The organism is Microvirga sp. P4_G7, assembly GCF_056401005.1.
In genome coordinates, this window is sequence record NZ_JBFUKD010000032.1 from 1 (window position 1) to 14,228 (window position 14,228).

The 14,228-nt window shown below is 63.9% G+C and carries 11 protein-coding genes; 2 read left to right on the forward strand and 9 right to left on the reverse strand.

All coding sequences use genetic code 11. The features are described from left to right. The coding region (locus tag AC1DT3_RS03615; protein WP_477463876.1) for an Lrp/AsnC family transcriptional regulator at positions 1-222 on the reverse strand (222 nt) is incomplete at its 3' end. 114 nt (positions 223-336) lie between these two features. Here AC1DT3_RS03615 and putA point away from each other — a divergent pair. Further along, positions 337-3,435, forward strand: a complete 3,099-nt coding sequence (gene putA, locus AC1DT3_RS03620; RefSeq protein WP_477463877.1) for a bifunctional proline dehydrogenase/L-glutamate gamma-semialdehyde dehydrogenase PutA — start codon at positions 337-339, stop codon at positions 3,433-3,435. Positions 3,436-3,751: 316 nt separating this feature from the next. Here putA and AC1DT3_RS03625 read toward each other — a convergent pair whose 3' ends face one another. The 7 genes from AC1DT3_RS03625 to AC1DT3_RS03655 all read right to left on the reverse strand — a co-directional run bounded on the left by AC1DT3_RS03625 (position 3,752) and on the right by AC1DT3_RS03655 (position 11,674). After that, positions 3,752-4,153 carry a F0F1 ATP synthase subunit epsilon gene (locus AC1DT3_RS03625; protein ID WP_477463878.1) on the reverse strand — a complete coding sequence of 134 codons (402 nt, stop codon included), beginning with the start codon at positions 4,151-4,153 and terminating at the stop codon, positions 3,752-3,754. A 48-nt stretch (positions 4,154-4,201) separates the two neighbouring features. Next, entirely contained in the window at positions 4,202-5,644 is a 1,443-nt protein-coding gene (atpD, locus tag AC1DT3_RS03630; protein ID WP_477463879.1) for a F0F1 ATP synthase subunit beta, read from the reverse strand. Positions 5,645-5,666: 22 nt separating this feature from the next. Continuing rightward, the gene (locus AC1DT3_RS03635; RefSeq protein WP_477463880.1) at positions 5,667-6,539 is read right to left on the reverse strand and encodes a F0F1 ATP synthase subunit gamma; all 873 of its coding nucleotides are present in this window, start codon (positions 6,537-6,539) and stop codon (positions 5,667-5,669) included. Between the two features lie 73 nt (positions 6,540-6,612). Further along, a complete protein-coding gene (atpA, locus tag AC1DT3_RS03640) occupies positions 6,613-8,142 on the reverse strand; it encodes a F0F1 ATP synthase subunit alpha (RefSeq protein ID WP_477463881.1) in 1,530 nt (509 codons plus the stop codon). Next, positions 8,142-8,714, reverse strand: a complete 573-nt coding sequence (locus AC1DT3_RS03645; RefSeq protein ID WP_477463886.1) for a F0F1 ATP synthase subunit delta — start codon at positions 8,712-8,714, stop codon at positions 8,142-8,144. Before AC1DT3_RS03645 ends, atpA begins: the two co-directional genes overlap by 1 nt. Before the next feature lie 202 nt (positions 8,715-8,916). After that, entirely contained in the window at positions 8,917-9,480 is a 564-nt protein-coding gene (locus AC1DT3_RS03650; protein WP_477463882.1) for a histidine phosphatase family protein, read from the reverse strand. Positions 9,481-9,511: 31 nt separating this feature from the next. Beyond that, a complete protein-coding gene (locus tag AC1DT3_RS03655; RefSeq protein ID WP_477463883.1) occupies positions 9,512-11,674 on the reverse strand; it encodes a primosomal protein N' in 2,163 nt (720 codons plus the stop codon). Positions 11,675-11,729: 55 nt separating this feature from the next. Between AC1DT3_RS03655 and AC1DT3_RS03660 the strand changes: the two genes are divergently transcribed. Continuing rightward, complete coding sequence (locus AC1DT3_RS03660; protein ID WP_477463884.1) at positions 11,730-12,707, forward strand: tyrosine recombinase XerC; 978 nt, start codon at positions 11,730-11,732, stop codon at positions 12,705-12,707. A 36-nt stretch (positions 12,708-12,743) separates the two neighbouring features. On the opposite strand, the gene lpdA is transcribed toward AC1DT3_RS03660, so the two are convergent. Then, on the reverse strand, positions 12,744-14,144 hold the full coding sequence (gene lpdA / locus AC1DT3_RS03665; protein WP_477463885.1) for a dihydrolipoyl dehydrogenase: 1,401 nt from the start codon (positions 14,142-14,144) through the stop codon (positions 12,744-12,746). Between the last annotated feature and the right edge of the window lie 84 nt (positions 14,145-14,228).

Below are 14,228 nucleotides of genomic sequence, written 5' to 3' on the forward strand. Positions count from 1 at the left end.
GAGCGACACCTCGACGAAGACCAGAAGCTCCAGGCCAAGGCGGTGGGGATCGAGCCGCGCTCCGAATCCGGCAATGTAGCCCTCCCGCTGAAGACGCTTCACCCGGTCGCTGGTCGAGGTCGGTGACAGGCCTATCTTGTCGGCGAGGTCCACCGTCGAGGCACGGCCGTCGAGTTGGAGCAGCTTGAGAATCTTCCGATCGGTGCGGTCGATAACCGTCATTTTCACGCTCTTTGGATCATATTTCCATCGTTTATAAGGAAACTTGCCCAAAATTGCCATCGAAACACGGGCGAGGCTTGCTTATCTTCCAGGCAGTTTCAGAGAGATTCCTTCATGACCGCTTCTCCCCAACGCGCCGTCCCTTTCGATCCTCCCTACGCGGAGGCTGACGAGGCCGTCGCAGAGCGTCTGTTCAAGACGGCCCGCCTTACGCCTGAGGCCGAACGGCGCGTCGACGAGCGCGCCGCGCGCCTGATCGAAGCGATCCGCGAGAAAAGCGGTGGTCTCGGCGGCGTCGAGGAAATGCTGCGCGAATACGCCCTGTCCACCAAGGAGGGGTTGGCCTTGATGGTGCTGGCGGAAGCCCTCTTGCGCGTCCCCGACGCCGCGACCGCCGATCGCCTGATCGAAGACAAACTCGGCCAGGGCGATTTCGCCGAACACGAATCGAAATCCGACGCTTTCCTGATTTCCGCCTCCGCGTGGGCGCTCGGCATCACGGCCCGCATCATTCAACCGGGAGAAACGCCGGAGGGAATTCTGCGCCAACTGACCAAACGTCTCGGTCTGCCGGCCGTGCGTACCGCGACCCGTCAGGCAATGCGCGTGATGGGCAATCATTTCGTGCTGGGCCAGACCATTGCCGATGCCCTGAAGCGCGCAGGGTCCGCCAAAGGACGTCTCTATCGCTACTCGTTCGACATGCTCGGCGAGGGCGCGCGTACGGCGGCCGACGCGCAGCGCTATTTCGACTCTTACGCGTCCGCCATCGAGGCAATCGGGCAATCCGCCGGGAACGAACCCCTGCCCAACCGCCCGGGCATTTCGGTGAAGTTGTCGGCACTTCATCCGCGTTACGAAGCGACCAGCCGCGAGCGTGTGATGCGCGAGCTCGTGCCCCGTGTCATCGATCTCGCCCAGAAGGCGAAGGCCTATGACTTGAATTTCACGCTCGACGCGGAAGAAGCAGACCGGCTCGAATTGTCGCTTGCGGTAATCGAGGCTGTTCTCGCCGATCCGTCGCTCGCCGGATGGAGCGGTTTCGGCCTTGCCATTCAGGGCTACCAAAAGCGTGCCGCCGAAGCGATCGACGCCATTGCCGCAATGGCGGAGCGCTATGATCGCCGCATGATGGTACGGCTGGTGAAGGGCGCCTATTGGGATACGGAAGTGAAGCGCGCACAGGAGCGCGGGCTCGACGATTATCCAGTCTTCACGCGCAAGGCGATGACGGACCTCAATTATGTCGCCTGCGCCGAAAAGCTGCTCGCCCTGCGGCCGCGCATCTATCCGCAATTCGCGACTCACAACGCACTCACCGTCGCATCGATCCTGGAGCGCGCCGGCGGCGTCGACGGTTTCGAGTTCCAGCGCCTCCACGGTATGGGCGAGATCCTCTACGGCCGCTTGCTCGAGGAGAACCCCGGTCTCGCCTGCCGCACCTACGCACCCGTCGGCGGCCACCGCGATCTTCTCGCCTATCTCGTCCGTCGCCTGCTCGAGAACGGCGCCAACTCGTCCTTCGTATCGGTCGCCGCCGATCCCGACGTGCCGGTGCAATCACTTTTGAAACGACCCGTCGACATCATCGGCTCGCCAGACGCTGCCCGTCATCCAAAGCTCCCGCTGCCGCGCGACCTGTTCGGGCCGAGCCGGCGTAATTCACGCGGCGTCGAATTTGGCCACGAGGCGGCGCTCGAAGCCCTGCTCGCCGAAATCGCCAAGAGTGCGAAGACCTCGTTCAAGGCGTCGATTCTCATCGACGGCAAGCCGCAAGCCGGCACCGAGAGGCCGGTCGTCAGCCCCATCGACGGCATCACGATCGTCGGGACCGTCACCGAGGCTTCACCGGCGACTGCCGATCAGGCGATTCGCGCCGCGTCGGCCGGATTCCCCGCCTGGAGCGAAACGGATGCCAGCGACCGCGCCGCCGCCCTCGGCCGCGCCGCCGATCTGATGGAGGCACGGCGCGGCGCGCTGCTGCATTTGCTGCAGTCGGAAGCAGGCAAGACTCTCGACGACGCCCTCTCCGAAGTCCGCGAAGCGGTCGATTTCTGTCGCTATTACGCGGCGCAGGGGCGCACGTTGTTCGGCAGCGACCAACTTCTGCCCGGTCCAACCGGTGAGAGCAACGCTCTGCGCCTGCGCGGACGCGGCGTCTTCGTCGCCATCTCGCCCTGGAATTTCCCGCTCGCCATCTTCCTCGGCCAGGTCTCCGCCGCCCTGATGGCCGGCAACGCCGTCGTTGCGAAACCCGCTGAACAGACGCCGTTGATCGGCGCCTATGCCGTCGGGCTCCTGCACGAAGCCGGAATCCCCGGAACCGCGCTCCATCTCGTGCCGGGCGATGGTCGCGTCGGTGCTCGTCTCGTCGAGCATCCCGACGTCGCCGGCGTGGTCTTCACAGGTTCGACGGAGGTCGCGCGCATCATCAACCGCACGCTTGCGGCAAAGGACGGCCCGATCGTGCCGCTGATTGCGGAAACGGGCGGGATCAACGCAATGATCGTCGATGCGACGGCTCTGCCCGAGCAAGTTGCCGATGACGTCGTGATGTCGGCCTTCCGCTCCGCTGGCCAGCGTTGCTCGGCCTTACGCCTGCTCTGCGTCCAGGAAGATGTGGCGGACCGCATGATCGAGATGATCGCGGGGAGCGCCCAGGAACTCAAACTTGCCGATCCGCGCGACGTGTCGACCCAGATCGGCCCCGTCATCGACCAGGAAGCGAAGGACCGGCTCGACGCGCATATCGCCAAGATGAAGCAGACCGCGCGCGTTCATCACGCGGGCGATGCCCCCGCGCAGGGTACCTTTGTGGCGCCGCACATTTTCGAAATCGATTCGCCCGCAGATTTGACCGAAGAGGTGTTCGGCCCTGTGCTCCACGTGGTGCGTTATAAGGCGGACCGTCTCGACGAGGTTCTGCGGGCCATCGATGGGACCGGCTACGGCCTGACGCTTGGCGTTCATTCGCGCATCGACTCGACTGTCCGCCACGTGATCGAGCGCCTCGCCGTCGGCAACATCTATGTGAACCGCAACATCATCGGTGCTGTTGTAGGCGTGCAGCCGTTCGGTGGGCACGGTCTGTCCGGAACCGGGCCGAAAGCCGGCGGGCCAAACTACCTTCCGCGCTTCGCGACGGAACAGACGATTACGATCAACACGGCGGCGGCGGGCGGCAATGCCAGCCTTATCGCCATGGGCGAATAGTCCGCTCTCGGCAACCTTGGCCACGCTGGCGCGAATATGAGCACGGCGCGGCCAACATTCATGCGACCGCTGCCTCAGCCTGCGATTGAGCGACCGAGGTCGTGCTGGTACCGATTCAGGGATGACCGCAGGGAGCACCGAGCGATGATGGATCCGGATTTCGAGTTTCCGCACCGCGCCGTCAACGTCATCTCAAGTTTGATCGGGCTTTTCGCGCTCGCCTTCGTGACTTGGCAGTTGATCTGAGGGTCGAAGACGTGCGCAACAAAAAGGCCGGCGTCGAGCCGGCCTTCGTGACGTCGGCTGTTCTGCCGCCTTAGAAATTCAACGCCATCTTGGCTTCCTGCAGCTGAGCGAGCATGGACTCGGCCGTGTGCTTGGAGGCGAGATCGTCCGTTGCATCATAGGCCATTTGGGCCTGCAGGATCTCGTGGTCGATGATCTCGGAGGTGATTTCTTCCTCCGGCAGCGCGCGTTCGGCGAGGACGGTGAGACCGCCATGATTGATGTCCGCGAAACCGCCGCGAACCAGAACGCGACGGCCGTTGCCGACCTTCGTCGTGATGACGACGAAGCCCGCTTTGAGAGCGGTCATCATCGGCGCATGGCCGGCGAGCACCGTCATGTCGCCCTCGGTCGCGGGCAGCACGACCGCATCCACCTCGCCGGAGAACAGAACGCGCTCCGGCGCGACGAGTTCGAAGTGAAAAGTGGCCATCAGAGGCTCCCGTTATCCTCTCCCATGAGGAAGAGGAGGTGTATTGCCTTACGCCGCTTCTGCTGCGAGGCGCTGAGCCTTCTCGACCGCCTCTTCGATGGTGCCGACCATGTAGAAGGCCGCTTCGGGAAGGTGATCGTAATCGCCGTTCACGAGACCCTTGAAGCCCTTGATGGTGTCTTCGAGGGAGACGAGCTTGCCCGGCGAACCGGTGAAGACTTCGGCCACGTGGAAGGGCTGCGAGAGGAAGCGCTCGATCTTACGCGCACGCGCGACCGAGATCTTGTCCTCTTCCGAGAGCTCGTCCATGCCCAGGATCGCGATGATGTCCTGGAGCGCCTTGTAGCGCTGCAGAACCTGCTGAACCTGACGGGCGACGTTGTAGTGCTCCTCGCCGACGATGGCGGCGGAGAGCATGCGCGAGGTCGAGTCGAGCGGATCGACTGCCGGATAGATGCCCTTTTCCGCGATTGCACGCGACAGAACGGTCGTCGCGTCCAAGTGGGCGAAGGAAGCTGCCGGTGCCGGATCGGTCAGATCGTCGGCCGGCACGTAGATCGCCTGCACCGAGGTGATCGAACCCTTGGTCGTGGTGGTGATACGCTCCTGCAGCGCGCCCATGTCGGTCGCAAGCGTCGGCTGGTAACCCACCGCGGAGGGGATACGGCCGAGAAGCGCCGACACCTCGGAGCCCGCCTGCGTGAAGCGGAAGATGTTGTCGACGAAGAACAGCACGTCCTGGCCCTGATCGCGGAAGTTCTCAGCGACCGTCAGGCCGGTGAGCGCGACGCGGGCGCGGGCGCCCGGAGGCTCGTTCATCTGACCATAGACGAGGGCGCATTTCGAACCCTTGGCCGAACCGCTCTCGCGGGGGTCCACGTTCACCTTCGACTCGATCATCTCGTGATAGAGGTCGTTGCCTTCACGGGTGCGTTCGCCGACGCCGGCGAACACGGAATAACCGCCGTGCGCCTTCGCGACGTTGTTGATCAATTCCATGATGAGCACGGTCTTGCCGACGCCTGCACCGCCGAACAGGCCGATCTTGCCGCCCTTCGCATAAGGCGCGAGCAGGTCGACGACCTTGATGCCGGTGACGAGAATCTGACCTTCCGTCGATTGCTCGGCATAGGACGGCGCCGGCTGGTGGATGGCGCGGATGCTTTCGCCGACGATCGGGCCGGCTTCGTCGACCGGTTCGCCGATGACGTTCATGATGCGGCCGAGCGTGCCGGCGCCGACGGGCACCGAAATCGGCGCGCCGGTATCCGTCACGGGCTGGCCGCGAACGAGGCCTTCCGAGGTGTCCATGGCGATACAGCGGACGGTGTTCTCACCGAGCTGCTGCGCCACTTCGAGCACCATGCGGTTGCCCTGGTTGGTGGTCTCGAGAGCGTTCAGGATCTCGGGAAGGTGACCATCGAAATGCACGTCGACGACAGCGCCGATGACCTGCGTGATCTTGCCCGTGGGCTTTGCGGTGTTAGCCATGGTTGGCTCCTCTCGGATATCGTCAGAGCGCTTCGGCGCCCGAGATGATTTCGATCAATTCCTTGGTGATCATCGCCTGACGCGACCGGTTGTAGGTCATCGTCTGCTTCTTGATCATATCGCCGGCGTTGCGGGTCGCACTGTCCATCGCGCTCATGCGCGCGCCTTGTTCGGAGGCGGCGTTTTCCAGAAGCGCGCGGAAGATCTGAACGGTGAAGTTGCGCGGCAACAGCGTCGTCAGAATCTCGCCCTCGTCGGGCTCGTAATCGTAGACTGCGTTGGTGCCGCCCGCGCCCGTTTCGATCTGCGCCGGCAGGATCTGCTTGGCCGTCGGGATCTGGGAAATCACCGACTGGAAGCGCGAATAGAACAACGTCGCCACGTCGAATTCGCCCTGCTCGAACAGCGCGAGCACTTTCTGGGCGATCATGTCGGCTTGTTCGAAACCGATCTGCCGCACGGAGCGCAGGTCGACCAGATCGATGATCTTGTCGGAGAACTGGCGACGCAGGATGTCGTAGCCCTTCTTGCCGACGCAGATGATCTTGACCGTCTTGCCTTCAGCGAGAAGACGGTTGGCATGATCTCGCGCCAGGCGCGAGATCGACGAGTTGAACGCACCGCACAGGCCGCGCTCGGCCGTGCAGACGATCAGAAGATGCACCTGATCGGATCCCGTGCCGGCGAGCAGCCGCGGCGTCTCCGGTCCGACGGTCACGCCGGATGCCAGATTGCCGAGCACCGCGGACATGCGTTCCGCATACGGCCGCGCGGCTTCCGCCGCACTCTGCGCACGGCGCAATTTTGCAGCGGCCACCATTTGCATGGCCTTGGTGATCTTCTGCGTCGCCTTGACCGAGGCGATTCGGTTGCGAAGGTCTTTTAAGCTCGGCATCGAGCGGCCCTACCCTCTCCGGTGACCCGGTCCAATCTTACGAGAACGACCAATCTTACGAGAACGACCAATCTTACGAGAACGACTTAGCGAAGGACTGGACGGTGTCCTTGAGCTTCGCTTCGGTCTCGCTCGTCAGATCCTTCGTCGAGCGGATCGAATCCAGGATGTCGGGGTGCTTGGCGCGCAGAAGCCCCAGCAAACCTTCCTCGAAGGCGCGAATGCGGTTGAGCGGCAACGCGTCGAGATAGCCGTTCACGCCGGCGTAAATCACCGCGACCTGCTCTTCCATCTTCAGCGGCGAGAATTGCGGCTGCTTCAGGAGCTCGGTCAGGCGCGAACCGCGATTGAGGAGGCGCTGCGTGGTGGCGTCGAGATCGGAGCCGAACTGCGCGAAGGCAGCCATCTCGCGATACTGCGCGAGCTCGCCCTTGATCTTGCCGGCGACCTTTTTCATCGCCTTCGTCTGGGCCGAGGAGCCCACGCGGGAAACCGACAGACCGACGTTCACCGCCGGGCGGATGCCCTGGTAGAACAGATCGGTCTCGAGGAAGATCTGGCCGTCGGTGATCGAAATCACGTTGGTCGGGATGTAGGCCGACACGTCGTTCGCCTGCGTCTCGATGATCGGCAGGGCGGTCAGCGAACCGGCGCCCTGTGAATCGTTGAGCTTCGCGGCGCGCTCGAGAAGGCGCGAATGGAGATAGAACACGTCGCCCGGATAGGCTTCGCGGCCCGGCGGACGGCGCAGGAGAAGCGACATCTGACGGTAGGCGACGGCCTGCTTGGACAGATCGTCATAGGTGATCACGGCATGCATGCCGTTGTCACGGAAGTACTCGCCCATGGCGCAACCGGAGAACGGCGCCAGAAACTGCATCGGGGCCGGGTCCGACGCGGTCGCGGCGACCACGATCGAGTATTCCAGCGCGCCGTTCTCTTCCAGAACCTTCACGAACTGGGCGACGGTCGAACGCTTCTGGCCGATGGCGACGTAGACGCAATAGAGCTTCTGCGACTCGTCGTTGCCCTGGTTGAGGGGCTTCTGGTTCAGGATCGTGTCGAGTGCGATGGCGGTCTTGCCGGTCTGGCGATCACCGATGATCAGCTCGCGCTGGCCGCGGCCGACGGGGATCAGGGCGTCGATGGACTTGAGACCAGTCGCCATCGGCTCGTGAACCGACTTGCGCGGAATGATGCCGGGCGCCTTCACGTCGACGCGGCGACGCTCGGTCGACTGGATCGGGCCCTTGCCGTCGATCGGGTTGCCGAGCGCGTCGACGACGCGGCCGAGCAGGCCCTTGCCGACAGGCACGTCGACGATGGCGCCGGTCCGCTTGACGGTCTGGCCTTCGGCGATTTCACGGTCGGAACCGAAAATCACGATACCGACGTTGTCGGTCTCGAGATTGAGGGCCATGCCCTTGACGCCGCTTTCGAACTGCACGAGTTCGCCGGCCTGGACATTGTCGAGGCCGTAGCAGCGGGCAATACCGTCACCGACGGACAAAACCTGGCCAACTTCGGTCACCTCGGCCTCGGCGCCGAAGTTCTTGATCTGCTCTTTGAGGATCGCGGAGATCTCAGCGGCTCGAATGTCCATTAGCGGACCTCTTTCATCGCTAGACGAATGGAATTGAGTTTGTTGCGCACCGAAGCGTCCACCATGCGGGAACCCATCTTCACGATGAGGCCGCCGATGAGGCTCGGGTCGATCTTGACGTCCAGGGAGACGTCAGACTTGGCGACGTCGCGCAGCGCCGCCTTGATTTCGTTCATCACCTTGTCGGAGGGCTCCTCCGCCAGGACGACCTGCGCCCGGACGATGCCCTTCGACGTCGCTACGAAATCGCGATAGGCCCGGATCATGTCGGGCAATGCGAACAGGCGACGCTTGTTGGCGGTCAGGCGAATGAAATTGGCCGCGAGGCCGGAAATGCCAGCTTTGTCGAGAATTGCGCCGATGGCCCCAGCCTGCTGCTCGGCTGTGAAGGCCGGACTGCGGATGAGCCGCTGCAGGTCGGCGCTCTCCTTGATCAGCTTGTCGAAGCGGTCGAGGTCGGCTGCGACCGCGTCCACGGACTTCGCTTCCTGGGCAAGCTCGAACAGCGCCGAGGCATAGCGTTGCGCTACACCCGACAGGAGAGGTCCGTCTTGAGAACCGCTTTGCGCCACGTAAATCGTCTCTCTCAAATCTCACGGGTTTCGAACCGGCATAGCCGCAAAACGGCGTCGGGAGCCCCGTCAGGTCGGTGGAAAGGAGCCAGAGGCGGGAGGCGTCTCCACCCATCAGGCGGGGGTGCACTAGCATGGGATTTCCGGTGGTGCAAGCTGAGGAACCCTCAGCCGACGACCATTCCGGCAAAAGTTGGGCCGATCAGACTTCGATCACCGCCATCTGGCAGTTCTGCAACATCGGCAAGCCGGTGAATTCCCGGAAGAAAGTTCCATGTCCGACGACCGCGATCAGGGTTTCGGGACGGGCCGAAAGCCAGCCGCGAAACCGATCGATCCGACCGGCCAAGAGATCGAGCGGTTCGACGCTCAAACCGCGCTCATCCGGATTCTCGTCCCGGTGCCACCAGATTTCTTCCAGGTGATCGAACGCGAAGCCGGGGAATTCCTTGGTGAGGTGAATGGGTTCCCGCCCCACGTCACAACTGCTGAGCAGATATTCCCGATGGAGGGATTCGACGACGATCGGCGGCGAGGACGGATGCTCCCCAAAAATCCCCATCGTGGTCTGCAAGGCCCGAGTCAGGGGCGAGGTCACCACGAGTTCGTAGGCGAAGGCCCGGTGATGGGCGGCAGCGGCGGCGGCTTGGCTATGTCCCAATTCGGTCAACGGCGCGTCGAAGAAAAGCGGATCGGTTCCGGCCGTGTCGTAATGGGCGTTGAAGGTGGATTGTCCGTGCCGGATGCAGTGAATCGTCTTGGCCATGCTTTCCTCTGTTCCAATCGGGCAGGATTGATCACAAAAAGCTCTGCGGGTCCACGTCGATGGCGACGCGGGTGTTGCCGCGCAGCTTTGGGCAGCGGGCGAGCCACGCGCGCAAATAAGCCTGGAGATCGACGTCCCGCTCGGTCTTGACCAGGAGCCGGAACCGATACCGGCCGCGGATCAAGGCGAGCGGCGCCTCGGCCGGGCCGAGGACCGTGACGCCTGGAGGGGGTTCGGCAACCTTGGCCATGGCGCGCGCATGGCTCTCGGCGACGTCCTTCTCCGCGGCGGTGACGATGAGGGCCGCAAGACGGCCGAAGGGCGGCAGCCCCGCCAATTGCCGGACCCGCGTCTCTTCCGCATAGAATCGCTCCGCATCGCCCGAGATCAGCGCCGCGATCACCGGATGATCGGGCTGCCAGGTCTGGACGAGAGCCCGGCCCGCCTTGTCGCCGCGCCCGGCCCTGCCCGTCACCTGTTGGAGAAGCTGGAAAGTTCGCTCGGCGGCCCGGGGGTCGCCGGAGGTCAGGCCGATATCAGCATCGAGAACGCCGACGAGCGTCAGCAACGGGAAATTGTGACCCTTCGCCACCAATTGCGTGCCGATGACAATGTCGAACTCTCCGGCGGCGATTGCGGCGAGTTCCGTCCGCAGGCGCTCGGTGCCCCCGGGAAAGTCGCTGGAGAGGACGACGGTTCTCTTGTCCGGAAAGAGCTCGGCTACTTCCTCGGCGATGCGCTCGACGCCCGGACCGCAGGAGGTGAGTGAATCGACACTGCCGCATGAGATGCAGGCGTGCGGTGTGCGCTCGATATGTCCGCAATGATGGCAGACCAGAGAGCGCCTGAACCGGTGCTCGACAAGCCAGGCCGAGCAGTTGGGGCATTCGTAGCGATGGGCGCAGGCCCGACACAAGGTCAGAGGGGCATAGCCGCGCCGATTGAGAAAGAGCAGCACCTGCTCGCCCCGTCCCAGCGTCGCCTCGATGGCGGCGTTGAGGGATGGCGACAACCAGCGCCCGCGCGGAATTTCCTCTTTCTTGAGATCGATCGCCCGGATCTGCGGCAATTGCCGCCCGCCGAATCGTTCGGGTAGCCGCACATGCCGATACCGCCCGCGCTCCACATTGACCCGGCTTTCGATGGATGGCGTCGCGGAGGCGAGGATGACCGGCGCATTTTCAATCCGCCCGCGCACCACCGCCATGTCGCGGGCATGATAATGGACGCCATCCTCCTGCTTGTAGGCCGTCTCGTGTTCCTCATCGACCACGATCAGGCCGAGATTGACGTAAGGCATGAACAATGCCGAGCGAGCGCCCGCCACGACCTTGACCTCCCCCGACGCGATCCCCGCATAGAGCCGCTCGCGCTTGCGACCGGTGACCCCGGAATGCCAGGTCGCCGGCTTGACTCCGAACCTCGCCGCAAACCGGTCGAGGAACTGAGCCGTCAGCGCGATTTCGGGCATGAGGATCAGCGCTTGTTTCCCCTCCCGGACAGCCGCAGCGACGGCTTCGAAATAGACCTCCGTCTTACCAGATCCGGTCACCCCTTCGAGAAGAACCACGGGCGCCTGAGTCTCTCGCAAGGTCTCGACGAGGGTGCGCGCGGCGGCCGCCTGGCCCTCCGAGAGTTGGGTGTTGCCGAATTCCGGATCCGGCAGCTCGGCCACCGGCTCAGGAGGAAGGGCCAGCGTCTCCAGCGCCCCCCCGTCGATCAGCCCGTCGATGACGCCGACGCTCACGCCGGCCTGCTCGGCCAATTCGCGCTTGGTGCGGGTCTTGCCGTCCGCGGCGATGTCGATCGCGCGGCGGCGGGCGGGGGTCAGACGCTCCGGCGGTGGGCCGCTCTTGCGCACTCCGATGCGCACGGCTTCCGGGTGGGTCCCGTCCACCATCTTGAGGCCCATCGAGAGCACGGACCCCTTGGGCGCCAGGGTATACCAGGCCATCCAATCGAGCAGCTTGCGCATGTTGGCGGACAATCCCGCCACCTCGATCGCCTCGCTCACCCGTTTGAGATTGCCACCGGCCCCTTCGCGCAGCGACCACACGACGCCCGGCATCTCACGGGTCCCGAGCGGCACTTGCACCACATCGCCCTCCTTCAAGGCGAGCTCGTCCGGCACGGCGTAGCTATAGGCCGTGTCCAGCGCCAGGGGGATCAGGACATCGGCGATGAAGCGGGTCATTCGGTTCGGATTAACCTCGATCTGATAAGGTACTGCCCTGGCACGAAGCAAGAACATGTCAAGTCCCGATTCGCAAACGATCCTCGATCTGGTTCTCCCAGGCGCTCCCGACCTACGCCAGGAGGCGATGCAATGGCTCACCGGCCTCGCCAAGGAACGCCGCCTGTCGCCGAAAACAGTCGAAGCTTATGGCCGCGACCTGCGGCAATTTCTTGCCTTCCTCACCACCCATCTCGGCGCCGCCCCTGACATCGCCGCATTCGTCGCCCTGAAGCCGCTCGACATCCGGTCCTTCCTCGCAGCGCGTCGTCTCGATGCGATCCAGAGCCGATCACTCATGCGCCAGCTCGCGGCTTTGCGCTCCTTTGCGCGTCATCTCGAGCGCGAAGGCCACGGCACGGCTTCGGCCTTCGCGGCGATTCGCTCACCCAAAGTACCGCGAAATCTACCACGTCCGCTTTCCGCCGCTTCGGCCGTCGCAGTGACGGAGACCGAATTGCGCGCGGACGACAGCCGCAAGCCCTGGATCCTGGCGCGTGACGCCGCGGTCCTCTCGCTTCTCTACGGCGCGGGCCTGCGTATCTCGGAGGCGCTCGGCATCGCGCGACGTGATGCGCCGATCAACGGCATCGACGCGCTCACCGTCATGGGCAAGGGAGGCAAGATGCGATCGGTGCCCGTGATGCCGGTCGTTCAAACCGCGATCGAAGACTATCTCGGGCTCTGTCCCTACGCGATGAAGCCGGAAGGACCGCTCTTTGTCGGCGCACGCGGCGGCCCGCTGTCGCCGCGTATCATCCAACTCGCGGTCGAGGAATTGCGCGGCGCCTTGGGCTTGCCCGACAGCGCCACCCCACATGCACTGCGCCACTCCTTCGCGACGCATCTCCTTGCCCGTGGCGGCGATTTGCGCGCGATCCAGGAACTCCTGGGCCACGCCTCGCTCTCGACGACGCAGCTCTACACGAAGGTGGACGCAACGCGGTTGATGGACGCTTTCGACGCCGCCCATCCGCGGGCGCGCGCAAAGTGAGAACACCCTCTCCCGCAAGGGGAGAGGGCTTCCAAGTCACATATGAATCGCGCGCTTGTCGACGGCGAGCGCCGCTTCCTTCACCGCCTCCGCGAGCGTCGGATGCGCGTGGCAGGAGCGGGCGATGTCTTCCGACGAACCGCCGAACTCCATCGCGATCACCGCCTCGTGGATCAATTCACCCGCGTTGGCGCCGATGATGTGGACGCCGAGAACTTTGTCAGTGGTCGCATCGGCGAGAATTTTCACGAAGCCGTCCGTCGCATGGATCGCCTTCGCGCGGCCGTTCGCGGTGAAGGGGAACTTGCCGATGTTGTAGGCTATGCCCGCAGCCTTCAATTCCTCTTCGGTCTTGCCGACCGATGCGACTTCCGGAGAGGTGTAGACCACGCTCGGGATCACGTCGTAGTTCACATGTCCGGCCTTGCCGGCGATGATCTCCGCGACCGCGACGCCTTCGTCCTCGGCCTTGTGCGCCAGCATCGGTCCGGCGATCACGTCGCCGATGGCGTAGACGCCGGTGACGTTCGTCGAGAAATGCGCGTCGGTCTGAATGCGGCCCTTCTGATCTTTCTGCACGCCGATCTCATCGAGCCCGAGACCATCGGTGTAAGGCACGCGCCCGATGGCGACGAGAACGACATCCGCGTCGATCGTCTCCGCCGCGCCGCCGGCAGAGGGTTCCACGGACAACGTCGCGCCCTTGCCCTTGCGGTCGACCTTGGTGACCTTCGAGCCGAGCTTGAACTGAAAGCCCTGCTTGGTGAGCATGCGCTGGAAGTTCTTGGCGACCTCCGCGTCCATGCCGGGAAGAATGCGATCGAGATATTCGACCACCACGACTTCCGAGCCGAGCCGGCGCCACACCGATCCCAGTTCGAGACCGATGACTCCAGCGCCGATGACGACGAGGCGCTTCGGCACGGCCGCGAGTTCGAGCGCACCTGTCGAAGAGACGACGATCTTCTCGTCGATTTCGACGCCGGGCAGGCGCGTTACGTCGGAGCCGGTGGCGATGACGATGTTCTTCGTCTGCAGGACCTGATTCGAACCGTCCTCGCCCTTCACCTCCACCTGACCGGCGGCGGCAATGCGCGCGGTGCCGAAGAACGCATCGATCTTGTTCTTCTTGAGCAGGAATTCGACGCCCTTGACGTTGCCGTCGACGCCTTCCTGCTTGAACGCCTGCATCTTCGCGAGATCGACCTTCGGCGCGCTCACCTGGATGCCCATCTTGTCGAAATGCGAGCCCGCCTCCTCGAACAGATGCGACGTGTGAAGCAACGCCTTCGATGGAATGCAACCGATGTTCAGGCAGGTGCCGCCATGGGTCTTGCGCTTTTCGACGACGGCGGTCTTCAGACCGAGCTGCGCCGCGCGAATCGCACAGACATAGCCACCCGGGCCCGTTCCGATGACGATGAGATCGTAAGACATGTGTCGCCCCCTTGGACGTCATGGCCGGGCTGGTCGCAGCCATCGATGTGGTCGAGAACCGCCCGGCAAATGCAATGGATGCCC